Here is a 24,399-nt window from a genome sequence, read left to right as displayed (position 1 = left end):
GTTGTGGTATGCTTGGTGATGTCGATCACCCAGGCCATTTATAGCCATGCACGGACCACGGAAACTGCCCGAATTGGTCGAGGCCATCTACGATGCCGGGCTCGATCCCTCGCTGTGGAATAACGTCGTCACCGGCATCCGCGACTTCGTCGGCGGCCAGGCCTGCGGGCTGTTTTCCAAGGACTCGATCAGCAAATTCGGCGTGACGCACTATTATTGCGGGGCGGACCCGCACTACATCCGGCTCTATTCCGAGACGCATTCGAAGTTCGATCCGCTGACGGTCCTGCCGCCGCATGGCCAGATCGTCAGCATCCCCGATCTCGTCAATTTCGATGAATATCGGCGAGGACGCTTTTACCAGGAATGGATGCGGCCGCAGGGTTGCAGCGATGCGGCCAACGTCGTGCTCGAGAATTCGAATCCGAACTGCCCGGTGATGATGACGGTGCTGTCGGGCCGCCGGATGGTGGATCCCGTGATGAAGCACCGCCTCTCGCTGGTCGTCCCGCACGCCAGCCGCGCGTTGCTGATCAACCGCGCCATGACGTCGCAACTGTCGCTGGCGACGGCGTTGGCGGAGGTCCTGGACAATCTTGCCTGTGGCATCTTCCTGCTCGATGGTTTCTGCCGGGTGGTGCACGCGAATTCTGCGGGGCACGATTTGCTTGCGGCCGACGATCTGGTTCGGTCCGTTGCGGGGCAATTGGTGACCAGCAGTGCGGAGGCCAATCAGACGCTGCGGGAAGCGTTCGCGACCCGCAATGAAATTACCCTGCCTGCCACAAAGGGGTATGCGTTTTCGCTGCTTTCGCCTTCGGGCGAGCGCTACGTCGCGCACATCCTGCCGCTGTCGTCCGTCCTACGGGACCGCAGCGAGCGGGTGGTCGATGCCGTCGGTGCGCTGCTGCTGCGCAAGGTATCGCCCGGCGGACAGTCCTACGGCGAATTGATCGCGCGGACATTCGACCTTACACCGGCCGAGCTGCGCGTGTTCCTGTCGATCGTCGAGGTAGGCGGCGTCCCGGAGACGGCGGTCGCGCTCGGTATCGCGGAAACGACGGCGAAGACGCATCTGCATCGCGTGTTCGCCAAGACGGGCGTTTCGCGTCAGGCTGATCTTGTCAAGCTTGCTGCAGGATTCTCCAATCCGCTCGTCAACTAGACCGTTGATTCTGCCATCACGATTGAACCTTTCGCTCCCGCGCAAGACTCACGGAAGCCGCCAGGCATGAAGAACATGTCGCCATCTCCATGTGTCACCATTGGCTCTTCCGATGCCCCGACCTCCAAAGCCGTCCGAGTTGATCGAGACTATCTATGACGCGGGTCTCCACCCGGAGTTGTGGAGCGAGGTCGTTGTCAAGCTCAATGCCTTCATCGGCAGCCAGGCCTGTGGTCTGATTTCGAAGGACCCGGTCAGCAAATCAGGCGCGACGCATTATTACTGCGGGGTCGATCCGCACTACATTCAGCTCTATGCGGAGACCTACTCCTGGTACGACCCACTTGCTCGGCTTCCGCGCTATGGCGAGGTGCGCAACATTCCCGATCTCGTGGATTTCGACGAATATCGCCGCGGCCGCTTCTACCAGGAATGGCTGCGCCCCCAGGGCTGCGTCGACGTCGCCAATGTGGTGCTGGAGCAGTCGAAGTCGCCCTGTCCGATGCTGATGACGGTGATTCCGGGCAGGGGGATGCTCGACGCCGAGCAACGGGCGCGGATGCAGTTCCTGGTTCCGCATGCGAGCCGGGCGTTGCTGATCAACCGGGCGATCGAACGGAAGCAGCAGCGCGCGGTCGCGCTCGCCGACGTCGTGGACCAGTTGAATGCGGGTGTCATCCTGCTCGATTCGACCTGTCATATCGTCCACAGCAATTCGGCCGCGGAGACAATCCTGGCCGTCGATGATGTCCTGCGGTCTGTCTCGGGCCGGTTGGTGGCAAGCTCCTCCACCGTAAGTTCGGCGTTGCGCGATATTTTCCGCGACACAAGCGAAGTCGCTTTGGCGGCATCTTCGGGTCGGAAAATTCCGCTGACGTCGCGTGACGGTTCCTACTACGTCGCGCAAATCATCGCGCTGCCATCATTGCTGCGCGAGGGGACGGCCGAGCGCAGTTCGGCCGTAGGAGCCTTGTTCATCTGGAAAGCGGAACTCGACGGCCGCTCGTGTGCCGGTCTCATTGATCGCACCTTCGAACTCACCCCTGCGGAACTGAGGGTCTTGCAGTCGATCGTCGATGTCGGCGGCGTGCCGGAGACCGCGGTTGCGCTCGGCATCGCGGAGACGACGGTGAAGACGCATTTGCATCGGGTGTTCGCCAAGACCGGCGTTTCTCGTCAAGCCGATCTCGTCAAGCTGGCAGCTGGATTCTCCAATCCGCTCGTGCACTGAGACGCGTTCAAAAACGCAGGCGAGTCGCTGCAGCTCGCAATAGGTTCAATCAGAAACATCATTAGAAAGTTATCGCGCGTCGTTCGATCGAATGACGCGATTTTCCGCGCTCTATTCTACTGAACATCACACGGTCTGTTGTTCGACGTATCGGGCATTTGTGTGAAGCAATTCACTGCAGACGGAAGTGGATCCCGTCAACCTCTCGAGCAGGTTGAGAGGAGATTGTCATGCGAACGGCGTCACCAGTTCTGACAGGCAGGTTCCGCGATATCGTCGCCCGCATAGGCGCGGTACTCCGCGCGCAGCGGGAAATCGACGCGCAGCGCGTGTTGCAACGCTATCGCCATCTGCTGGAGCAGCCGCACGAAACATTGCGTTTGAATGAAATCATTCCGGTCAGCAACGAAGAGGATATTGCAGAAAATGCCCACGGATCTGATGGGTGCGAGCGCGCCGCCGGACACTCCAAATTCGAACGTGCGTAACGTCAACGTCGTCGCGATCGCGCTGACCGCGGCGCTCGTCACGCTCCAACTGGTCGGCCTCGCGATGGTGGAGCGATCTCACGCTTACGCGATGCATCCGTCGGCCCCACTCGAGCCGGCCGCTTGCACGGAGAGCGCCGAGGTCCCTGTCTCGCAAATTACCTACGATTGACCGGAGGGCGGATTGTGCCTGATGTCACGACTCTGATGCTGCTCAGCGTTGCCGTGTTCGCCGGTGCCTTCGTCTCCGGGCTCTCGGGATTTGCCTTCTCGGCGGTTGCGGGCGCCATCCTGCTCCGAATGTTTCAGCCGCTCGAAGCCGTGCCGTTGATGATGGCGTGCAGCATCGGCGTGCAGGCCACCAATCTGTGGGCGCTTCGACGCAATATCCGCTGGGAAGGCAGCCTGCTGCTGATCGTCGGTGGCTTGATCGGCGTTCCCATTGCGGTATCGCTGCTCCAGAGCACCGATACGCATCTGCTCCGGCGCGGCTTCGGCATCATCGTTGCACTCTATGCGGCCTACATGTTGCTGCGGCCGACGTTGGTGACGGCCGGCGAGGCGGTCGGGCGGCATTGGGTTGCCTTGATCGGGTTCGGGGGAGGGCTGGTCGGCGGGCTGACCGCGATGCCCGGCGCGATCCCGACGATCTGGTGCGACATGCGCGGCATGCCCAAGAGCGAGCAGCGCGGCCTGGTGCAGCCGTTCATCGCCGCGATGCAGCTGTTCGCGATCGCGCTGCTGGTCGGACATCAGGATCTGTCGTCAAAAGTCTTCGTCGATCTCGCGGTCAGCCTGCCGGCGCTGTTCGCAGGCTCCGCGCTCGGCGTGATCGCCTTCCACAGGGTCAACGAGACGGTCTTTCGCAAGACCGTGCTCGTTCTGTTGTTGCTGTCGGGGATTTCCCTGATCTAGTGCCCGACGGGTTGCACCGGCGCTGCGCTGGTATCGCTGCCGTGATGCGTCAGCGGCTTCATGCCGGTGACGGTCCGCAGCAGCACATAAAACACCGGCGTCAGGAACAGGCCGAACACGGTGACGCCGATCATGCCGGAGAACACGGCGACGCCCATGGCGCGCCGCATCTCCGAGCCTGCGCCGGTGGACAACACCAGCGGCAAGACGCCCATGATGAATGCCATCGACGTCATCAGGATCGGGCGCAACCGCAGCCGGCTCGCCTCGATCGCCGCCCGGATCGGCGTGCGGCCTGCGAACTCGAGCTCGCGCGCGAATTCGACGATCAGGATCGCGTTCTTGGCCGAGAGTCCCACCAGCACGATCAAGCCGATCTGGGTGAAGACGTTGTTGTCGCCCTTGGAGATCCAGACGCCGAACATCGCAGCCAACAGGCCCATCGGCACGATCATGAGGATCGAGAGCGGCAAGGTCAGGCTTTCATAGAGTGCGGCCAGCACCAGGAACACCAGCAGGATCGCCAGCGGGAACACCCAGAGGCCGGAATTGCCGGCGATGAACTCCTGATAGGTCAGGTCGGTCCATTCGAAGGCGAAGCCGGGCGGCAATGTCTCCGCCGCAATCCGCGTCGCTACCTCCTGTGCCTGGCCGGAGGAAAAGCCGGGCGCAGCCGCCGCGTTGATGTCGGAGGACAGGAAGCCGTTGTAGCGGATCGCGCGCTCGGGGCCCGCGCTCTGGCGGATCGTGAGCAACGCCGACAGCGGCACCATGTCGCCGGAGGACGAGCGCACCTTCAACTGCCTGATGTCGTCGGCACGCGCGCGGAACGGCGCGTCGGCCTGCACGTAAACGGAATAGGTGCGACCAAACTTGTTGAAGTCGTTGACGTAGTAGGAACCGAGATAGATCTGGAGCGTGTTGAACACCTCCGTCACGGGGACGCCGAGCTGGAGCGCCTTGGTGCGGTCGATGTCGGCAAAGAGCTGGGGCACGTTGACCTGGAAGCTCGAGAACACGCCCGCGATCTCCGGTGCCTTCTGCATCGCCGCCATGAACGCATTCGTCGCCTGGTTCAGCGCCTCATAGCCGAGGCCGGCGCGATCCTCGATCTGCAGCTTGAAGCCGCCGATGGTGCCGAGACCGTTGACCGGCGGCGGCGGGAACATGGCGATGAAGGCCTCCTGAATCCCCGCGTATTTCTTGTTGAGGTCGGCCGCGATTGCATTGCCGCTCAGCGCGGGGCCCTTGCGCTCGTCGAACGGCTTCAGCGTTGAGAACACGATGCCGGCGTTGGAGGAGTTGGTGAAGCCCGAGATCGACAGGCCCGGGAATGCAACCGAGCTCTCGACACCGGGCTGGGTCAGCGCGATGTCGCTCATCTTGCGGATGACGTCTTCGGTGCGGTCCAGCGTTGCGCCATCAGGCAGTCGTGAGAACCCGACCAGATACTGCTTGTCCTGACCCGGCACGAAGCCGCTCGGGACCTGCTGGAACAGGAAGGCGGTGAGGCCGACCAGGAGCACATAGAGGCCCATGACGGCCGCCTTGCCCGAGATCACCTTGGTGACGGTGCCGCTGTAATTCTCCGACGAGCGTGTGAACACCTTGTTGAAGCCGCGGAAGAACCAGCCGAGGCCCTTTTCCATGATGATGGTCAGCCGGTCTTTCGGCTCGTTGTGTCCCTTGAGCAGCAGGGCCGACAACGCCGGCGACAGCGTCAGCGAGTTGACGGCCGAGATCACGGTCGAAATTGCGATCGTCAGCGCGAACTGCTTGTAGAATTGCCCGGTGAGGCCGGAGATGAAGGCGAGCGGCACGAACACGGCGATCAGAACCATGGCGATCGCGATGATCGGCCCCGACACCTCGCGCATCGCCTGGTAGGTCGCATCGCGCGGCGATAGCCCGCCCTCGATGTTGCGCTCGACGTTCTCGACCACGACGATGGCGTCGTCGACCACGATGCCGATCGCAAGCACCAGGCCGAACAGGCTGAGCGCGTTGATGGAGAAGCCGAAGACGTGCATCACCGCGAAGGTGCCGACGATCGACACGGGCACCGCCAGCAGCGGAATGATCGAGGCGCGCCAGGTCTGGAGGAACAGGATCACCACCAGCACCACCAGCGCGATCGCCTCCAGCAGCGTGTGGATCACGGCCTCGATCGACGAGCGGACGAATTGGGTCGGGTCGTAGACGATCTGGTAGGACACGCCTTCCGGCATGTTCTTCTTGATCTCGGCCATGGTGGCGCGAACGTGGTCGGAAATCTCGAGCGCGTTGGAGCCGGGCGCCTGGAAGATCGGGATCGCAACCGCCTGCTTGTTGTCGAGCAGCGAACGCAGGCCGTATTGCGAGGCGCCGAGCTCGATACGTGCGACGTCGCGCAGCCGCACCACCTCGCCACGTGTGCCGGTCTTGACTACGATGTCGCCGAACTGCTCCTCGTTCGCAAGCCGTCCCTCGGCGTTGACGGACAGTTGCAGGTCGATGCCCTTGACGTTCGGCGAGGAGCCGACCACGCCGGCGGCGGCCTCGACGTTCTGCGCCTGGATCGACTTGACGATGTCGCTTGCGGTGAGGCCGTGCTCGGCTGCCTTCTGCGGATCGACCCACACCCGCATCGAATAGTCGCCGGCGCCATAGAGTTGAACGTCGCCGACGCCGTCGATCCGCGCCAGCCGGTCCTTGACGTTGAGCACGGCGTAGTTGCGCAAATACGTCATGTCGTAGCGATTGTTCGGCGACAGCAGATGCACGACCATGGTGAGGTCGGGCGAGGACTTCTTGGTGATGATGCCGAGCTGCCGCACCACGGCGGGCAGGCGCGGCTCGGCCTGCTGCACGCGGTTCTGCACCAGCTGCGTCGCCTTGTCAGGATCGGTGCCGAGCCGGAACGTCACCGTCAGCGTCATCGCGCCGTCGGTGGTCGCCTGGCTCGACATGTAGAGCATGTTCTCGACGCCGTTGATCTGCTCCTCGATCGGCGTCGCCACCGTTTCCGCGATCACCTTCGGATTGGCGCCGGGATAGGTCGCGCGCACCACCACCGAGGGCGGCACGACGTCGGGATATTCCGAGATCGGCATTGCGAACAGCGAGATCAGGCCCGCGAGAAAGATCAGGACTGACAGCACGCCGGCGAAAATCGGACGATCGATGAAGAATTTCGAGAGATTCATGGCCTTGCCCCTGCGCGAGAGATGACTCTCCCGTCATTCCGGGGCGCGGACAAAGCCGCGAACCCGGAATCCAGATGTCTAGGTAGTTCAACGATTTCGACATTCCGGTTCGCGCTGCCCGCGCGCTCCGGCATGGCGGAGACGCTAACGCTGCACGACGTCCTGATTGCTGTGGTTGGATGCCTGCTGCGGCCCGCGCGCGCCCATTGCCGCGATCTCCGTCTTGAGCAGGGCACCCGGGCGCACGCGCTGGAGGCCGTTGACGATGATGCGGTCGCCGGTCTTCAGCCCGGCCGTCACGATACGCAACCCGTCCACCGAGCCGCCGAGCGTGATCGACCGGTAGACCGCGCGGCTATCGTCGCCGACCGCCATTACGAACTTCTTGTCCTGATCGGTGCCGATCGCGCGCTCGTCGATCATGACCAGCGATTGCTGCTTGGGTTGGCCCATGCGCACGCGGGCGAACTGACCGGGGATGAGACGCCCGTCCTCGTTGTCGAACACCGCGCGGACACGGATGGTGCCGCTTTGGCCGTTGACCTGGTTGTCGATGAGCTGGATGTGCCCCTTCGCCGAGAGACCGCCGGAGGTCGCCATCGCGACCGGGATCTGGTCGAGATTGCCGCGCTTGCCGGAGTCCTCGGAAATCGAGTTCAACGCCCGCACCACCAGCTCTTCATCCGCATCGAATGACGCATAGATCGGATTGACCGAGACCAGCGAGGTCAGCACCGGAGAGGCGGTGCCGGCGGCGACGAGATTGCCGACGGTGATTTCGATCTTGCCGACGCGGCCGTCCACGGGCGCACGTACCTCGGTGTAATCGAGATTGAGTTTTGCGGTCTGGAGCGTCGCCTCGGCCGCCTTCACGTTGGCGATGGCCTCGCGGTTGGCGTTGTCGCGCTGATCGTAGTCGCGCCGCGTGACCACCGCGTTGCCTACCAGTTGCGCGCCGCGCTCGAGCTCATTCTGCGTGAACACGACGCGCGCTTTCGCAGCTTCGAGTTGGGCCGCGGCCTTGTCGACCTCGGCCGCGTAGGGCGCCGGGTCGATCTTGAACAGGACGTCGCCTGCCTTCACCAGCGCACCTTCGGTGAAGTTGGTCGACAGGATCGCACCGGCCACGCGCGCGCGAAGCTCGACGCGTTGGATGGCCTCGAGCCGGCCGGAGAAATCGTCCCACAGCACCGTCTGCTTTGGTTCGATCAGCGCGACAGTGACGGGGACGGCTTGCTCGGCCGCGGCGGTCGCGGTCGCCTGCGCGGCACGAAAGTAATGGCCGGTCGCGATCGAGCCGGCTACGACGAGAGCGCCCATGATGGCGACGCCGCCGAGAAGGCGGCGGACACGGCCAGGGCGAGAGGTATTTTGGGAGGGGGGCATTTGCGCGCTCCAGATATGTAGTGTTCACTACAGATGTGGAGCTGGATACCGCAGCGCAAGATAATTATGTACCGTCCGCTAAGAAAATTGTAGCCCCTTACCGCAAGAGTTGGCAAGTGGAAGAGAAAATAAAGCGAGAACAAAGAGATAGGATCGGGCGTTAGGCTCAGGGACGACGCCGATTTCGAGGAGAACAGGCAGATGGGCATGGGACGCCCCCGCGAATTCGACGCCGAAACGGCGTTGGACCAGGCGATGGAAGTGTTTTGGCGCCATGGCTACGAGGGTGCCACGATCGCTCAGTTGACCGAGGCCATGGGGATAAATCCGCCCAGCCTCTATGCCTGTTTCGGCAACAAGGAAGGGCTGCTGAAGGCCGCACTCGACCGCTATACCAAACTGCGCAACGTCTGGATGGACGAGGTGGTGGCGGCACCTACCGCCCGCGACGTCGCCGAGCGGATGCTGATGGGCATCGCCGACAAGCAAACTGATCCGGCCAACCCGCCGGGCTGCCTGCTCGTGCAGGGCGGCATTGCGTGCGGCACCGGATCAGAGAGCGTCCCTTTTGAACTCGCCGCCCGCCGCGCCGAAAACGAGGACCAGCTTCGCGACCGTTTCATCCGCGCCAAGACCGAAGGCGATCTCAAGCCGGGCTCGGATCCCGCAGCACTTGCGCGCTATGTCTCGGCCGTCTCGGTCGGCATGGGCGTGATGGCGTCGTCAGGCTCCGATCGCGAAGCGCTGCAGCAGGTCGCGAGCGTCGCCGTGCAGGCGGTCGAGGCGCAGTCGACTGAAAGAACCTGACGACCGTTGCCGCCTTCCTCTATCATCTCACCGATTGCGTGGCAGCCAACGACGGCGGCGGGACGAAGCCGCCGAACGCGCGTTCGATCAATCCGGCGAGCGCAATCGTGGTGCGATCCTCGAGATAAGGCCCGATGATCTGGACGCCGATCGGCAGGCCCGATGACGTGTGCTCGATCGGAACGGCCGTTGCAGGCAATCCGCAGGTCGAAGCGGGGTCTGCCCAGATGAAGCACGCATCGGCATAGGGATAGAGCTGTCCATCGATATCCAGTTGCCGCGCGTCGAACGGCTCGGACTGGTCCTGTGGAAACGCCGGCACGGCGGCGGCGGGGTAAATCACTGCGTCGAAATCTCGGAACAGCTCCTGCCACCGTTGTTGCAGCCGCAAACGCGCCGCATCGGTCGCCAGCCATTCACGATGGACCATCGCCCAGCCCCGCGCGCGCTCGGCCTGCAGGCTGCGGTCCTCGGGCGAGAGTGCCGCGGCAACGCCTTGCGCCTCCGCGAGGGCGGCCGGTGTCAGGCGCGGGCTGCGCGCGGCGTTGAGCAGCTTCATGTAAAGCCGCGCGGACTCGGCGAGATCGGGCAGCGATGCGCTCGAGCGCGCAACCCGCGCGCCTGATCGTTCGAGCCGTTCGGCCAATCGCCCGATGGCGGAACGCACGGCGTCGCCTGTCGGCATCAACGGATGCGTATCGATCACGAGGATCCTGAAATCCCTGAGCTGGTCGTGTCGGGGGGCCGGCAACGCAAGACGATAGCCGATCCTGTCGCGCGTCTCGTCGGGGCCGGCGATCACGTCGAGGGCGAGCGCAAGATCCGAGGCGGTGCGCGTCATCGGCCCGACGACGGCCAGATCGCCCTGGCCAGGCACGGGCGGCGCCGGCGGCAGGCTGTATCCGCGCAGCGGGACCAAGCCGAGGCTCGGCTTGTGTCCGAACACACCGCAGAAATGCGCGGGCACCCGGATCGAGCCGCCGATGTCCGAGCCGATCGAGAGCGGTCCGAATCCCGCAGCCAGCGCCGCACCCGATCCGCCTGAGGAGCCGCCGGGCGACCGGCCGAGATCCCATGGATTGCTCGTCGTCCCGTAGATCTCATTGTAGCTCTGAAAATCCCGCAGACCGATCGGGATGTTGGTCTTGCCGATGATGACAGCGCCCGCTGCCTTCAAGCGCGAGACGACAAGGGCGTCCTCCGCCGGCTGGAAATCCCTGAAATGCGGAAAGCCCCATGTCGTCGGCAGGCCGGCGACGTTGAACGGTTCTTTCAACGTCACGGGGATGCCGAGCAATGGCTGCTGCTCGCCGCGGCCAAGCGCGGCATCGGCGGCGCGTGCGGCGTCTCTTGCGCGATCGAAATCGCGAACGACGACGGCATTGATCCGCCCGTCCAGCGCCTCGATGCGCGCGATCGTATGCTCGATCAACTCCGACGCAGAAACCTTGCGCGCGTGCAGGGCGCTCAGCAGTGTGCTGATCGAACCGTAGTCCCAGTCAGTGGGCATCTGCGGCAGTCCCCGTTGCATCACGATCTCCATTGTCTCGCCTCGCCGTGTCGAGGTCGTTCGGCTGCAAGCCGCGAGTCGATTCATGTATCGAACATGCGGCGGGGAAAGGTGCGGTCGGCCATGCCATCCGAACCGCTCACGGCGTCGGCGCGACTTGCGGATTCAAAATCTGGGATCATGCAATTCTGCGCCTGTTTTGCCCGACGAGTCAAACCGTCTTTGCGGGCAGGATACCCGCCACGCGGTGCGAAATTCTTCAATGATTTGTACTGTGCATGGGGTTGTTTTCGCGTTTTTTTTCGAGCGTCCTGCGGGGACCGGCGCTTGCTGCGGATCGATGGGCTCTGTACGCGCTGCTGCTCGCGTGGCATTGGGGGCGGTGAAGTCTGGATACTGACGAGCATGTTCGCCCTGACATTCCTTGGGACCTCGGCAAGCGTTCCGTCGACGGAGCGCAACCATCCGGCTCTCCTCGTGGAGGCTGCGGGCAAGCGGGTCCTCATCGATTGCGGCGAGGGTACGCAGCGCCAGTTGCTGCGCGGCGGTGCGGGGTTTCGGCGGCTTGACCGCATTCTGCTGACGCATGCCCATCTCGATCACGTGCTCGGCATCCCCGGTCTCTTCTCGACGCTGGGGTTGCGCCAGCAATCGGACGTGATGACCGTCCATGGAGGGCAGGGGACACTCGACATCGTCATCCGCATGCTTGCCGGCCTGTGGGGCACAGGCAGGGCGCCGATCCCTGTGGAGTTCGCGCCGCTGATTGAAGGACAAGTTATCGACGCCGGTGACTTCACCATCGACTGCTTTCCGGTCCGCCACCGGGACACCGACAGCTTTGGTTTTTCCTTCCGGAGCCCCGCACGTCGCCATCTGGAGCGGGAGCGACTCGCTGAGCTCGGTGTTCCCGATGGGCCGATGCGCGGAGAACTGGCGGCGGGACGACCGGTCGTGATCGCCGGCCGTACGATCAATCCGGAAGACGTTCTGGGGCCGCCGAGCGGCGGCAGGAAGCTCGTGGTAATCGGCGACACCGAAACTACCGACGGGCTATCCAAACATGTCGTCGACGCCGATCTGCTGGTGGTCGAGGCGACCTTCCTCGATCGCGACGCTGCGACCGCACGGGACTATGGCCACCTCACCGCCCGCGAGGCGGCTTCATTTGCCGCAGCGAACAACGTCGGGCAACTCGTGCTGAATCACATGTCGGGGCGTTATCGGGACGAAGAAATTCTGGCCGAGGCGATAGGGATTTTTCCAAACACGCGGGTCGCCGCCGACTTCGATCACATCGTGATTTGAACGCCGCCCTCAGTTCGTCAATCCCGACTTGATCGCGAGGTCCTGCACCTCGCGCGTCGCCTGCATCAGCCTTGGCAGCGCCTGGTCGCGGAAGGTCTGCATGTCCATGCGCATCGCATCGACAGTGACGCTCAATCCCCCGATCACGAGACCCCGGGCATCGAAGATCGGCGTTGCCAGCGTGCGCAGCCCATAGGCGTTCTCGCCGTCGGAGACGGCATGGCCCTTCTTCTTCACCTGATCGAGCCGGGCGAGCAGGGCATCGAGATCGGTCAACGTTCGCTCCGACAATTTGACGCGAGGGCGCGCTTCCAGTCGCTCGATCTGCTCGTCCCGCGCCAGATGCGCCAGCATGGCATGACCGAGCGCGGCGCTGTAGGCGGGAATGCGCGTGCCCGGCCGGCGATCCATCTTGTGGCGGTCGAGGCCCGCGCCGATGCGCGCGAGATAGATCACGTCGCCGCCGTCGAGGATCCCGAGCGAGGCCGCATCGCCGACATCAGGCACGAGATCGCGCAGTAGCGGCTCGACGATCGGCCGCAACGATCCGTGCGACAGCACGGTGTAGCCAAGGTCGAGACAGGCAACCCCGAGGCGGAACCGGCGGCTTTGCGGAACCGCCTGGACATAGCCGAGCTCGACCAGGGTCTGGATCAGCCGGAACGCCGTCCCGCGATCGAGATCGGCGCGTGCGGCAATCTCACTCAGGGTCAACTCGAAGGCCTCGCTGGTGAAGCCTTTGAGCACAGCGAAGGCCTTGCCGACGGAAGCGACATAATTCTTGGGATTCTTCGGGATCGTTGCCGGTGCGCGCTTCGTGGCCTTCTTTTCGATCTTGGCCATGCTGTAATGTCTCGCCATGACATGTCGCCCTTGACGTGGCGGCAAGCTGATTTTACGACAGGCCAAGCTAATAACAAATGTTCGCATTCCGAACAACATCGATTGACGATCGGAGGAAGTTTGTCGACATCATCGCTGCACCCTCATGGGGTGTTCTCCGCCGCGCTGACGCCGCTCGACGCCGAGTTCGCCCCCGATCATGCGCGCTTCGTCGCGCATTGCCGCCATCTTCTGGACGAAGGCTGCGACGGCATCGCGTTACTGGGCACGACAGGCGAGGCGAACTCTTTTTCGGCGGCCGAGCGCATCGCACTGCTCGAGGCCGTTGTCGCCGCCGGTATCACACCGCAGCGGCTGCTGCCCGGCACGGGCGTTGCCGCGCTCAGTGAGACCATTGCGCTGACGCGCCACGCGCTCTCGGTCGGCGTCGATACCGTCGTGATGTTGCCGCCGTTCTACTACAAGGGCGTCACCGACGACGGCATCTTCGCCTCCTACAGCGAAGTCGTGCAGCGCATCGGCGATGCCAGGCTCAACGTCGTGCTCTATCACATCCCGCAGATGTCGGCGCAGCCGATCTCGCATGCCCTGATCGAGCGGCTGCGCGCGGCTTATCCGTCCACCTTCACCGGCATCAAGGATTCCTCCGGCGACTTCGCCAACATGACCGCGATGGTCGAGCGCTTCCCGGGCTTTTCGGTCCTGGTCGGGGCCGATCCGCTGCTGTTGCCGCTGCTGCGCAAGGGTGGCGCCGGTTGCATCACCGCGACTTCCAATCTCGTCGCGCGCGATCTTGCCTATGTCTACAAGCATTTCCGCGACAGCGACGACGACGCGGCACTCAAGGCTGCGCAGGCGCGCATCGTGAAAGCGCGCGAATTGGTGTCGCGTTTCCCGCAGATGGCTTCCCTGAAGGCGCTGGTGGCCGAGCGCACCGGCCACGCCGGATGGCAGCGCCTGCGGCCGCCGCTGGAATCCTTGCCGCCGGAGCAGGGCAAAGAGCTGCTCGCGAACGCGACGGCAATCGCTGCCTAGCGCGGCACGCGACGAGGCCATCCGATGTCCGATCCTTTCCGTGATGCGTTGACCGGGCTTGCTGCCATCGTCGGCGACAAGCACGTCATCGCGTCCGGGCCCGACCAGGAACCGTACGTCGTGGACTGGCGCGGGCGTTATCACGGTCGCGCCGCCGCCGTGGTGAAGCCCGGCTCGACCGCGGAGGTCGCCTCCGTCGTCGAGTACTGTGCGGCAAGGCAGCTCGCGATCGTACCGCAAGGTGGCAACACCGGGATGTGCGGCGCCGCGACCCCGGATGATCGTGCGGGCAATGTCGTGATCCGGCTCGGCCGGATGCGGGCCGTGCGCGACGTCAGCCCGCTTGCCAACACCATCACGGTCGAGGCCGGATGCATTCTCGCCGAGGTGCAGAATGCAGCCCGGAACGTCGATCGCTATTTCCCCCTGAGCCTGGGTGCCGAGGGCTCCTGCCAGATCGGCGGCAATATCTCGACCAATGCGGGCGGCACGGCTGTGCTACGCTACGGGCCGACGCGCGATCTCGTGCTCGGGCTGGAGGTCGTGCTGCCCGACGGGAGAATCTTCAACGGCCTGCGTGCGCTTCGCAAGGACAACACAGGTTACGCGCTCAAGCAGCTCTTCATCGGTGCAGAGGGGACGCTCGGCATTGTCACCGCTGCCGTGTTGAAATTGTTTTCGCCGCCGCGCAGCTCGGCGCTGGCGCTGCTCAAATTGCAGGGCGTCGAGCAGGCGCTGGAGATCATGCAGCGCCTGCGCGGTGCCGTCGGCGACCGGCTCGGCAGTCTCGAGATCATGTCGCGATCACAGGTCGAAGCGATATCGGAGACCGTGCCGCATGTCACGATCCCGTTCGAGCTGACGACGCCGTGGTATCTGATCGTCGAGCTGACCGACACGCTCGCGGGCGTCGACCTCGATGAGCCGCTCGGCACGGTGCTGGTGGATGCGATGGAGGCGGGGCTCGCCGAGGACGCCATCCTGGCGTCCAACCTGGCGCAGGCGAAGGCAATCTGGGCCGTCAGGCACAGCGTGTCCGAAGGCAACAAGCGCAGCGGCTATGTCGTGTCGCACGACAGCGTGGTGCCGCTGGAGCGTCAGGCCGCCTTCGTCACCAATGTCGAGGCCCGGATCAACGCCGCCGTGCCGCATGCGCGCGTCGTGATGCACGGCCATATCGGCGACGGCAACATCCATGTGATCGCCCTGATCGACCGCGCGCATTGCCGGGATCCGGACGCCACGGCCGCGCTTGTCGCGCAAATCAACGAGATCGTTGATGACGAGACCGCGGCGCAGGGCGGGGCGATCAGTGCCGAACATGGCATCGGGACCACCAATCGCAGCCGGCTCGCCCGCGTCGCCAATCCCCTCGATATCGAGCTGATGCGGGATATCAAGCAATTGCTCGATCCCAAGGGCCTGATGAACCCGGGCAAGATCTTCAATGTCGGAGGCGCGCGAGGATGACGAGCGTTCGCCTGCTTGCCGATGATCTCACCGGTGCGCTCGACACCGCCGCGGAGTTTGTCGGGCTGTGCGGACCGTTCAACGTCACCTGGCCGGAAGTGTCTGCGTCGCAGGTATCCGGAAGCCTCGCGATCGACAGCAGCAGCCGCGAGCGGTCGAAGGCGGAGAGCACCGAGATCGTCGGACGGCTGGCGCCGCGGCTTCAGGGTGGGACGATCGCCTACAAGAAGGTCGACAGCCTGCTGCGTGGCTCATGGGCCGCTGAGCTCGGGGCCTGCCTGCGCAGCGGCCATTGGGCGTCGTGCGTTGTCGCACCGGCCTTCGACTATCAGGGGCGCCGCACCGTGGGCGGACAGCAATTTGCGCGTACGGTGCACGGCGACTGGCATCGTGTCGGAGAGAATCTCCTGACCCAGTTGCAGGTGGAGGGCATCGAGGCACGGCAGGGCGGGGCCGATACGCTCTCGCGGGGCGGCGTTCAGGTCTTCGACGCCGAGAGCGATATCGAGCTCGATCGGGTGGTCGAGATGGGACGGCGCATGCCGGGGCACGTGCTCTGGTGCGGAAGCGGCGGACTGGCCGGTGCGCTCGCCCGCAGTCATCGCGCCGACGCGCCGGACCAGGTGAAGCTGCCGGTGCTGGGGCTGTTCGGCTCCGACCAGGTTGCCACCGCTTCCCAACTTGCAGCATGCGGTGAGGCAACCATCACGCTTGCGGAAGCCGAGGGCGCGCCGCGCGTCCAGCGCAAACTGGCGGCCGACGGCGTTGCGCTCGTCAGGTTCTCCCTCGCCGACGGTCTGACCCGTGCCGATGCGGCGCGACGGATCGCGCGCGAGATGACGGCGGTGATTGCGACGCTTGAGCGGCCGGGCACGCTGATCGTTGCCGGCGGAGAGACTTTGAAGGCCGCATGCGTTGCCCTCGGCGCGCATGCGCTGCAGGTGACAGGACGTATCGTGCCGGGATTGCCGCGCTCGATCTTGCAGGGCGGCCGCTGGGCCGGCGTCGATGTGATCTCGAAATCCGGCGCGTTCGGCCCCAGCGAGCTGTGGCGCGATCTGCTCCGGACCAATCATTTGCTCAACATGGAGAGTCCGACATGACCTCTCGCCATCTTGCCATCACTATGGGCGATCCGGCCGGAATCGGACCGGAGATCATCGTCAAGGCCTGCGTCGGCCTGAAGGACCGGATCGCGACGGGCGATCTGCGTCTGTTGATCATCGGCAGCGGCGCGGCGCTCAATGGGGCGAAAGCCGCGCTCGGTGTGGGCATTGCGATCCCGGAGGTTACGCCCGACGATCGCGAGTGGCCAAACTTGTGCTTCCTGCAGGCCGACGTCGAAGGCGACCCGATCAAGCCCGGCGTGCTCTCGGCCGATGGCGGCCGTTTTGCCTACAAGGCGATCGAGCAGGGCGTCCGCCTGACGCAGGCGGGACGGACCGCGGCCATCGTCACGGCACCGCTCAACAAGGAAGCGCTCAACAAGGCTGGTTATCATTTCCCCGGTCATACCGAGATGCTGGCGCATCTCACCGGTGTGCGCGGCTCGGTGATGCTGCTAGCCCATGGCAACATGCGCGTCAGCCATGTCTCGACCCACGTGGCGCTCGAGGACGTGCCGAAGCGTCTGACGCCGGAGCGCCTGCGCATGGTCATCGACCTCACCAACGATGCGCTGCTCAGGCTCGGCATCGCCAAGCCGAAGATCGCCATCGCCGCGCTCAATCCGCACGCCGGCGAGGGCGGCCTGTTCGGCCGGCAGGACATCGACGTGTCCGCGCCGACGATTGCGAAAGCGGTCGCCGACGGCCTCGATGTCGTCGGTCCCGTGCCCGGCGACACTGTCTTCGTCAAGCTGCGGGCCGGCCAGTACGATGCCGTGGTGGCGATGTATCACGACCAGGGGCACATCCCCGTCAAACTGCTCGGCTTCCAGATCGATCCTGCGACCGGGCGCTGGCAGGAGCTCTCCGGCGTCAACATCACGCTGGGCCTGCCGATCATCCGCACCTCCGTCGATCACGGCACTGCCTTTGATATCGCCGGCAAGGGCATCGCCAACGAGCACAGCCTGATCGAGGCCATCGACTATGCCGAACGGCTGGCCGCTGGCGCCTCCGCATCCAAATCATGAGATCGAGCGCGAGGATGACCAACGCTTTCACACCCATCGAAATCCTTCGTCCGACCGTCCTAGAGTTCGGCTGCGGCACGATCGCCGCAGCGGCGCGCTTCGCCGAGCGCATCGGCGCCAAACGACCGCTCGTGATTTCCGACCCCTTCAATGCGCGCCGTGTCGACACGCTGGCGCTGCCGGGTGCAGTGAAGGTGTTCGGCGAGGTCAAGCCCGAGCCGGACCTGCCCAATCTTGACAAGGCCGTGGCGATGGCGCGCGACCTCAAACCCGATCTCGTCATCGGCTTCGGTGGCGGCAGTGCGATGGATCTCGCCAAGCTGGTCGCGGTGCTGTGTACCTCCGAAGTGGCCTTTGCCGATATCGTCGGTCCCGAGAAGGTGGCCGGCCGCAGCGTGGCGCTGATGCAGATTCCGACGACGTCAGGCACCGGCAGCGAGGCCGGCACCCGCGCGCTCGTCACCGATCCCGTCAGCAAGAACAAGCAGGCGGTGCAGAGCCGCTTCATGCTGGCGGATATCGCCATCGTCGATCCGGACCTGACGATGACAGTGCCGAAGGAGGTCACTGCCGCCACCGGGGTCGATGCTCTGGCGCATTGCGTCGAGGCCTATACCAGCCGCAAGGCGCATCCGGCGATCGACCTCTACGCGCTCGAAGGCGCCCGGCTGGTCGGCCAATATCTCAAGCGCGCGGTCGCCGACGGCGGCGATCGCGAGGCGCGCGCCGGTCTGGCGCTGGCCTCGCTGTACGGCGGCTATTGCCTCGGACCGGTGAACACGACCGCCGGCCATGCGGTGGCCTATCCGCTCGGCACACGCCATCATGTGGCGCACGGGCTCGCCTGCGCAGTGATCTTCCCGCATACGCTGGCGTTCAACATGCCGGCAGCCGAGGCGAAGACGGTGGCGGTGCTGGCGGCACTCGGACTGCCGGCGCAGGGCGATGCGAAGGTTGCATTCGAGGCGACTTATGGGTTCTGCAGGAATCTCGGAATCGAGATGCGGCTGTCCGCACTCGGTGTGCCCCGGGACGATCTCGGCGTGATGGCTGGCGAGGCGCACGCAATTCGGCGCCTGCTCGACAACAATCCGCGCGACCTCGGCCGGGATGCGATCCTGAGCATGTACGAGGTCGCGTTCTAGCCCTCTCCGCGCACGCGCGCGGCGGCCAATCAACAACAGGAAATGCAGAGGAAACTTCGATGAGATCGATATGGCTTGTTCTTGCCTCGGTCGTGCTGCTGGCGACGTCGCCGGCGAAGGCCCAGGACGGCTATCCGTCCAAGCAGGTGACGGTGATCGTTCCCTTCGCCGCCGGCGGCACCGCGGACATTTTCGCCCGTATGGTCTCGAACCATCTGCAACTGAAGTTCGGCAAGCCGTTCGTGGTCGAGAATGTCGGCGGCGCCGGTTCGATCCTCGGCGTGACGCGGCTGGCGAAGTCGGCGCCTGACGGCATCACGCTCGGGCTTGCCAGCACGTCCGCGCTCGCCATCAACCCCACTCTCTACGGACCGAAGCTCAGTTACCAACCTGACAAGGATCTGGCGCCGATTGCCCAGATCAGCGTGGTGCCCAACGTTCTCGTCGTCAACCCCGACAAGATCAAGGCGCGCACCGTGCCGGAGTTGATCGCCTATCTCAAGGCGAACCCGGACAAGGTCTCGTTCGGCTCGGCCGGCGTCGGCACGTCGCAGCATCTTGCCGGCGAGTTGTTTCAGCAGATGACCGGCACCCAGATGGTGCATGTGCCCTACAAGGGCTCGAGCCAGATGCTGACGGATCTGCTCAGTGGCCAGATCGATCTGGCCTTCGACAACGTGCCGCTGCTGCTGCCGCAGGTGAAGACCGGCCAGCTCGCGATGCTTGCGACCGCAACGCCCAAGCGCGCCGCCTTCGATCCGGAAACGCCCGCGGTCGCCGAATTCCTGCCCGGCTTCGAGGCCGTCGCCTGGCATGGCTTCTTCGTTCCCGCCGCGACGCCGAAGCCGATCGTCGAAAAGCTCTCGGCCGAGATCCGCGCCTTCATGCAGCAGCCGGAGACGGTGCAGAAGATGGCCGAGCTCGGCGCAACCGCGGCTGCGGTGGATTCCGAACCGTTCGCGGCCTACATCGCCGCGGAAACGGCGCGCTGGAAGAAGGTGATCGAAGCCGCGAACATCAAGCTGGAGTAGCTGACCGCGGGATCTCCGGGGGAGGCACGCAGCCCATCCACTGCAGCGCTTGCCAGCCCACGGCCGAGCGGGTAGAACGCTGCCACGCCTGAGCCGTGATTTGCGCTGAATGCGCTTCCGGCCCCAGCCGGGCTATTCAATAAGCCATTGAATTTGTTCGGCTATTCCGTTGGGGAATGGTGTAACGGTAGCACAACAGACTCTGACTCTGTTTGTCTAGGTTCGAATCCTAGTTCCCCAGCCAATTCCGGCGCCTTTCTGTTTCGCCCGCTGCGCCGTGTCGGCGTTACCTCGAATTTCTGCGCGCCGGATTCTTTCCTTTTTTCGCTGCTGATTTCTTTTTCTTCGCTACGGCCTTCTTCGTCTTGGCCAGGGTGAAGGGGCGGGCGGCCATGAAGGCCGGATTGCTGGCGCCCACCAGCGACAGTTTGGGTGACTGATCCGGCGGCATCTTGGCGCCGATGGCGGTGTGGAAGCGCCGGTAAGATCCCTTGAATGTCCCGCCGTTCCAGACCGCCTTCAGCGTTCCCGTGAACAGGCCGTTGAATGTGCCGTCCTGCGAGAGCTGGTTGTCCTGGCAGCCGGAGATCAGCAGCACCGACGCCTTGACGTTGGAGAAGGCCTCGGAAAGATCGCGCCGCTTCAGGATCGGATCATAGGTCTTCCTGTTGGCCTGATAGATGCGCAGCGCCATCTCGTCCGGCATCGCACGATAGATGGTGCCGGGGACGGTGCGTGCCCTAGCCTGATAGTGCAGGGCTTTGCTCACGCTGCCGCTATGACAGCTATCCGAGAGCAGCAGAATGCGCACGCCGGCTGCAAATGCGCCCCATGAGGAATACAGCTCGTCATCGACCAACTCGCCGTCGTAGAGGCACCAAGTCTCGTCCTTGCCGTCAGGCTCGTCGCCGTTGAGGTCTGGCAACTGACCGCCGTGGCCCGAATAGGTCAGGAAGAACATGTCGCCGGATTTGAGGGACTTGGCCGCGTGCGCGATGCCGCCCAGGACGGCCGCGCGTGTCGCCTTGCGGGTGACGAGCCTGGTCGGCGCGAAGCCGCTTGTGTGGGCGAGATCCGCCATGTCGTTGGCGTCGGCTTCGCAGGCGTTGAGAGGGCCGCTCCAGCCTTCGTAATGCTGCGGATCGACCGCGTTCAATCCGATGTGCAGGGACATGCCTGTTGCCATGATTACTTCTCCAAAGCCTGATCGCGAGTGCTTTGCTATCTCTTCTTTCTCGTCGCCTTCTTTGTCGCCGGCGCCTGCTTGCGCCCCGTCTTACGCGGCCGCCTGGACGGTGTTTTCGCAGCAGGCCTGGCGGACGCCGCGCCTTGCGATTTGCCCCACGGCACAGGAGCCGCACAGCGAACCTTGGCGCCGACCAGATTCGGCGTCTGGCTGTATCGCATCCGCCTCAGTTTCTCCGTGACCAGCTCGTTGAGCGTCTTGAACGAGGGATTTTCGCCCTTGGCCCTCAGCTCGCGCAGAGTGCTGGCCATGGAGTAGGTGTAGATGCCATAAGACGTCACGCCATCCCGGTATTCATAGGAGAGCTGCTGCTCCTGACAGGCCTCGAGCAGGATCGGCATGTACGGCCCGAGATGGTCGAGCTCCTTGCGCGTCTTGTCGTAATCCTTGTCCGGCTTGGTTCGCAGCATCATCGCGCGCCCCAGCCGTTGTGTTGCCCCGTTCTGCCCGAGGAAGTCGGCTCCATTCTTTCTGTCCTTCAAGCTCCTGTTCAGCGGCGTGAAGTCGCGCGGCACCCACATTCGCTCGGCGGCATCCCATTTCAGCGCACGGTGGCGGATGTCGTCCGGCGGGCTCAAACCTCGGACACGAGGACCGCCATCGCGCGTCATCCCGCCCGAGTGGCAGCAATCGAACATCGCCACGAAATAGCTGTCATAGGGCAGTTGCGAATACAGCTCGGCGAACTGGCGGTCCAGAATGGCGTGGGCCGGGGACCAGTCGAAATCATAGGGAACGAGACATTCGTCGACGTGATCAGGCTCGCCCTGGATGTTGTAGCGGGGAATTTGGGCGCCGTGCCCCGAATAGAACAGCATGCGCTCGTCACCGCCACGAACGCCGTCGAGCAACCAATGCAACCGGTCCATGATCCCTTGCGTCGTCGCGCGATCGTTGAGAACGATGCGAATATCTTCCGGCTCGAAACCGCTCTCCTGGAGCACCGAGCTCATCAGGAACACATCGTTGACGCAGCCTTCGAGCCTGCTGGCCGGTTCCGGATAGTCGTTGATGCCGATCAGCAGCGCGCGGCGGCCGGGTTTGACAGCAAGGCTCGCCATCTCGCGCGCAGCGCTCACGATCGCGCGCGAGGCAGGCGCCGGAGCGCCCTCATGCCAGACCGTCGCAACTGTGCTGGTGTGCGACAGGTACCATGTCGCATCGTGATTGAGCGCGTCGTTGGGAACGTCGAAGGACACGATGACCTGCTGATAATTATCCGCACGAATGTCGAGCGGATAGGTCAGCACGTGATCGCCGGGGTTATAGAGGTGGTACCATTTTCGGCAGGTTAGGGGCTGAATGCGGCCGGCAAAGACGTCGCGCACCGCCGGGTTGCCGATTTGCGAGCCGAAGCTGACGAAGATCGCGTCCTTGATCGCGTCGCCGTCGTGCAGGAAGGTGTCGTAGCAGATCAGCGAGCCGAGGCTGTGCGCCAGGACCATGTCGTAGGTCTTGCCGTCGATCTTGTCGAGAATGAGCCGGCGGAGGTCCTTGCGGAGCTGTTCGTCGGTTGACCACTGGGCGATCATGCCTGCGGTCCATTTGATGACGGCAGGGATGTCGCCGATGCCACGTGCGCCAGTCAGGAGGTCGCCGATGCCGTGAACGACCGCGCTCGCCAGCAGCTTGGCCGCAGCCGCGGCGTAGGTGAGGGAATTGAGCGGGGCCTTCTCGAACAGATCGTCGTAGCGAACGAAATCAATCTCGAGCTGGACTCCCTGGTCGACCTGCCCGACGGCACGCGTGATGACTTCGGACCAGGACTTCTGAAACCCGGCATCGATCTCCGCGTGACCGACGCCATGGACGCAAAGCAACGACAGGCGGGTGCTCATGAAAGCGGCCTCCTTAAATACAACCTGAAATAGCGACTGTGCGGATGCAAACGTCAGGGATGATGTCACGGAGCCGCGACGGGCGAATGTGAAGTAGCGCACGAATTGCTCGCGACAGTTTGCCTCACCTTGTGGGTGCCACGACGAGTCGGGCCGCCGCGCGCTGGATCGTCCTCCGGACACACAACCCAAGGAGATCCGTGATGCCGTATGTCGATGGTTTCGTGCTGGCCGTGCCGAAGGACAACATCGAGGCCTACAAGGCGCTGGCGGCAACGGCCTGCGCGATCTGGATGGAGCACGGTGCGCTCGATTATGTCGAATGCATTGGCGATGACGTGCCCTATGGCGAACTGACCTCGTTTCCGCGCGCGGTGATGGCGAAGGAGGACGAGATCGTGGTGTTCTCATGGATCGTCTATCGCGACCGGGAGACTCGCGACGCCGTCAACAAGAAAGTGATGGCGGACCCGCGGCTGAAGTTGGAGGGCATGCCGTTCGACGGCAAGCGCATGATCTATGGCGGCTTCACGACGCTGCTGAGGGCGAGCGACCCCGTGAAGTGAGGGCGCTGACCAGCCCCACACATCAGTGCTTGCCCATGCAGCAGCATCGTGGCTAGCCGTTTCACTTGCCACCTACAGCCTTTACGTCAAGGACGGCGATCTCGTGCATGACCTCAGCATCGGCGGCAGTCACCAGGTCGTCCGCTCGGAGCGCTAGGTGCCGTCGGGCGCGCGGCGGCTCGGCGTGCATGTCGAACGTCTCGTGCGCAAGGAGCCGCCGGCCAAGGGCTCGCGTACCGGCGTCACCGGCTACACGCGGCTGATCGAGGGCGAGCCGGCGGGAGCGCTGCAGACCCAGCTCGGATTCCACATGCTGATCTCGTGGTCCGGCCTCGACATCGGCCGCGATCGCGGCAGCCCCGTGTCGCACTACGATGCGCCGTTCCAATTCACCGGACGGCGCTCGCACGTCAGCGAGACATGCACAACGACCAGAAGCTCGACGGCGATGCCGTCGGCAAGGCGCAGATGGCGCGGCAGTGACGACGATACGGCTATTTGATTTTATCGTAGGCCGCCGCGAAATCGCCGAGCGGCATCGGGATCGCGATCGTTTCCTTGGCCATGTTCTGGAAGGAGACCTTCAACTGCTTGCCTGACCTTAAAGTGGCCAACAGGTCCGGTGCGATCGGCGTCGAGGCGTAGCAGCCGCGGTTCTCGCAGGTCTGGATCTGGAGATCGACCGTCTTGCCGTCGTCGACCTGGAGCTTGGCGCCGATGGGGAGGTTGAGGCCGAGCGGCAATTGCAGCAGCGCCACCGGTGTGCGGGTGTCCGGCGCGATGCGGATGTTGATCAGGACGATGGTCTGGCCGGTTTTGGTGAGCACCGCGTTCTGCTCCATCGCGCATTCGAGCGGCGCGTCGCGGCTGACGCTGGTGCAGCGCACGACCCAACCGGGCTGCTGCGCCGCAGCGCCGTCAGCCTGCGGCTGCGCCGGAGCCGGTGCGGGCTGTGCTGCCGGGGCAGAGGGAGCCGGGCTCTTCTTGGCGCCTTGCTGGGCATGCGCGCCACCCGCCGACACCAGGACAGCGGCGGCAAGGGCGACAAGTCTGGATTGCATGGGCATGGCAAGACCGCGTTGACGTGAACCGA

Annotated in this window: 23 protein-coding genes and 1 tRNA gene; 16 read left to right on the top strand and 8 right to left on the bottom strand. The window is 64.2% G+C overall.

Features of this window, described 5'->3' with window-relative positions; translation table 11 throughout:
- The first annotated feature begins 46 nt into the window (after positions 1-46).
- The 5 genes from IVB40_RS21460 to IVB40_RS21440 all read left to right on the top strand — a co-directional run bounded on the left by IVB40_RS21460 (position 47) and on the right by IVB40_RS21440 (position 3,799).
- Positions 47-1,165, top strand: a complete 1,119-nt coding sequence (locus IVB40_RS21460) for a LuxR family transcriptional regulator (RefSeq protein ID WP_247816213.1) — start codon at positions 47-49, stop codon at positions 1,163-1,165.
- A 112-nt stretch (positions 1,166-1,277) separates the two neighbouring features.
- Positions 1,278-2,396: a helix-turn-helix transcriptional regulator gene (locus IVB40_RS21455; protein WP_247816212.1), complete on the top strand. Its 1,119-nt coding sequence runs from the start codon at positions 1,278-1,280 to the stop codon at positions 2,394-2,396.
- A 230-nt stretch (positions 2,397-2,626) separates the two neighbouring features.
- The gene (locus tag IVB40_RS21450) at positions 2,627-2,884 is read left to right on the top strand and encodes a hypothetical protein (protein ID WP_247816211.1); all 258 of its coding nucleotides are present in this window, start codon (positions 2,627-2,629) and stop codon (positions 2,882-2,884) included.
- Entirely contained in the window at positions 2,877-3,056 is a 180-nt protein-coding gene (locus IVB40_RS21445; protein WP_247461454.1) for a hypothetical protein, read from the top strand. The genes IVB40_RS21450 and IVB40_RS21445 overlap by 8 nt, the downstream gene beginning before the upstream one ends.
- A 14-nt stretch (positions 3,057-3,070) precedes the next feature.
- Positions 3,071-3,799, top strand: a complete 729-nt coding sequence (locus tag IVB40_RS21440) for a sulfite exporter TauE/SafE family protein (protein WP_247461456.1) — start codon at positions 3,071-3,073, stop codon at positions 3,797-3,799.
- Here IVB40_RS21440 and IVB40_RS21435 read toward each other — a convergent pair.
- Positions 3,796-6,984, bottom strand: a complete 3,189-nt coding sequence (locus tag IVB40_RS21435; RefSeq protein WP_247408197.1) for a multidrug efflux RND transporter permease subunit — start codon at positions 6,982-6,984, stop codon at positions 3,796-3,798. The genes IVB40_RS21440 and IVB40_RS21435 overlap by 4 nt on opposite strands.
- Positions 6,985-7,128: 144 nt before the next feature.
- Positions 7,129-8,370 (bottom strand): efflux RND transporter periplasmic adaptor subunit, encoded by a 1,242-nt coding sequence (locus tag IVB40_RS21430; protein ID WP_247816210.1) that lies wholly within the window; start codon positions 8,368-8,370, stop codon positions 7,129-7,131.
- Between the two features lie 201 nt (positions 8,371-8,571).
- On the opposite strand from IVB40_RS21430, the gene IVB40_RS21425 reads away from it, so the two are divergent.
- The gene (locus IVB40_RS21425; RefSeq protein WP_247360452.1) at positions 8,572-9,177 is read left to right on the top strand and encodes a TetR/AcrR family transcriptional regulator; all 606 of its coding nucleotides are present in this window, start codon (positions 8,572-8,574) and stop codon (positions 9,175-9,177) included.
- Between the two features lie 22 nt (positions 9,178-9,199).
- Here the strand turns inward: IVB40_RS21425 and IVB40_RS21420 are convergent, their stop codons facing one another.
- Both IVB40_RS21420 and IVB40_RS21415 read right to left on the bottom strand, forming a co-directional pair.
- Positions 9,200-10,708 (bottom strand): amidase, encoded by a 1,509-nt coding sequence (locus tag IVB40_RS21420; protein WP_247816209.1) that lies wholly within the window; start codon positions 10,706-10,708, stop codon positions 9,200-9,202.
- 62 nt (positions 10,709-10,770) lie between these two features.
- Complete coding sequence (locus tag IVB40_RS21415) at positions 10,771-11,094, bottom strand: hypothetical protein (RefSeq protein WP_247816208.1); 324 nt, start codon at positions 11,092-11,094, stop codon at positions 10,771-10,773.
- On the opposite strand from IVB40_RS21415, the gene rnz reads away from it, so the two are divergent.
- On the top strand, positions 11,093-11,995 hold the full coding sequence (gene rnz / locus IVB40_RS21410) for a ribonuclease Z (RefSeq protein WP_247286592.1): 903 nt from the start codon (positions 11,093-11,095) through the stop codon (positions 11,993-11,995). The two genes, IVB40_RS21415 and rnz, sit on opposite strands and share 2 nt — an antisense overlap.
- Positions 11,996-12,004: 9 nt before the next feature.
- Here the strand turns inward: rnz and IVB40_RS21405 are convergent, their stop codons facing one another.
- Positions 12,005-12,838 (bottom strand): IclR family transcriptional regulator C-terminal domain-containing protein, encoded by an 834-nt coding sequence (locus IVB40_RS21405; protein WP_247816207.1) that lies wholly within the window; start codon positions 12,836-12,838, stop codon positions 12,005-12,007.
- Positions 12,839-12,958: 120 nt separating this feature from the next.
- Between IVB40_RS21405 and IVB40_RS21400 the strand changes: the two genes are divergently transcribed.
- The 7 genes from IVB40_RS21400 to IVB40_RS21370 all read left to right on the top strand — a co-directional run bounded on the left by IVB40_RS21400 (position 12,959) and on the right by IVB40_RS21370 (position 19,900).
- Complete coding sequence (locus tag IVB40_RS21400) at positions 12,959-13,873, top strand: dihydrodipicolinate synthase family protein (RefSeq protein ID WP_247816206.1); 915 nt, start codon at positions 12,959-12,961, stop codon at positions 13,871-13,873.
- 24 nt (positions 13,874-13,897) lie between these two features.
- Positions 13,898-15,343: an FAD-binding oxidoreductase gene (locus tag IVB40_RS21395; protein WP_247816205.1), complete on the top strand. Its 1,446-nt coding sequence runs from the start codon at positions 13,898-13,900 to the stop codon at positions 15,341-15,343.
- Complete coding sequence (locus tag IVB40_RS21390; RefSeq protein WP_247816204.1) at positions 15,340-16,446, top strand: four-carbon acid sugar kinase family protein; 1,107 nt, start codon at positions 15,340-15,342, stop codon at positions 16,444-16,446. Before IVB40_RS21395 ends, IVB40_RS21390 begins: the two co-directional genes overlap by 4 nt.
- Positions 16,443-17,480 (top strand): 4-hydroxythreonine-4-phosphate dehydrogenase PdxA, encoded by a 1,038-nt coding sequence (pdxA, locus tag IVB40_RS21385; RefSeq protein WP_247816203.1) that lies wholly within the window; start codon positions 16,443-16,445, stop codon positions 17,478-17,480. Before IVB40_RS21390 ends, pdxA begins: the two co-directional genes overlap by 4 nt.
- A gap of 14 nt (positions 17,481-17,494) precedes the next feature.
- Positions 17,495-18,625: an iron-containing alcohol dehydrogenase gene (locus IVB40_RS21380; RefSeq protein ID WP_247816202.1), complete on the top strand. Its 1,131-nt coding sequence runs from the start codon at positions 17,495-17,497 to the stop codon at positions 18,623-18,625.
- 59 nt (positions 18,626-18,684) lie between these two features.
- Positions 18,685-19,656, top strand: a complete 972-nt coding sequence (locus IVB40_RS21375) for a tripartite tricarboxylate transporter substrate binding protein (RefSeq protein ID WP_247816201.1) — start codon at positions 18,685-18,687, stop codon at positions 19,654-19,656.
- 170 nt (positions 19,657-19,826) lie between these two features.
- Positions 19,827-19,900 (top strand) — tRNA-Gln (locus tag IVB40_RS21370).
- A 42-nt stretch (positions 19,901-19,942) separates the two neighbouring features.
- Here IVB40_RS21370 and IVB40_RS21365 read toward each other — a convergent pair.
- Together IVB40_RS21365 and IVB40_RS21360 are read right to left on the bottom strand one after the other, a co-directional pair.
- Entirely contained in the window at positions 19,943-20,842 is a 900-nt protein-coding gene (locus tag IVB40_RS21365) for a caspase family protein (RefSeq protein ID WP_247816200.1), read from the bottom strand.
- A gap of 35 nt (positions 20,843-20,877) precedes the next feature.
- A complete protein-coding gene (locus IVB40_RS21360; protein ID WP_247816199.1) occupies positions 20,878-22,740 on the bottom strand; it encodes a caspase family protein in 1,863 nt (620 codons plus the stop codon).
- Positions 22,741-22,943: 203 nt separating this feature from the next.
- On the opposite strand from IVB40_RS21360, the gene IVB40_RS21355 reads away from it, so the two are divergent.
- Together IVB40_RS21355 and IVB40_RS21350 are read left to right on the top strand one after the other, a co-directional pair.
- Positions 22,944-23,306 (top strand): DUF1428 family protein, encoded by a 363-nt coding sequence (locus tag IVB40_RS21355; protein WP_247816198.1) that lies wholly within the window; start codon positions 22,944-22,946, stop codon positions 23,304-23,306.
- Positions 23,307-23,463: 157 nt separating this feature from the next.
- The gene (locus IVB40_RS21350) at positions 23,464-23,808 is read left to right on the top strand and encodes a hypothetical protein (protein ID WP_247816197.1); all 345 of its coding nucleotides are present in this window, start codon (positions 23,464-23,466) and stop codon (positions 23,806-23,808) included.
- Here IVB40_RS21350 and IVB40_RS21345 read toward each other — a convergent pair.
- Entirely contained in the window at positions 23,801-24,373 is a 573-nt protein-coding gene (locus IVB40_RS21345) for an invasion associated locus B family protein (RefSeq protein ID WP_247816196.1), read from the bottom strand. The genes IVB40_RS21350 and IVB40_RS21345 overlap by 8 nt on opposite strands.
- Positions 24,374-24,399: the final 26 nt, after the last annotated feature.

Origin of the sequence: Bradyrhizobium sp. 40 (assembly GCF_023100925.1) — a bacterium.
Taxonomy (GTDB): Bacteria; Pseudomonadota; Alphaproteobacteria; order Rhizobiales; family Xanthobacteraceae; genus Bradyrhizobium.
This window is presented reverse-complemented; position numbering and strand designations above follow the sequence as displayed.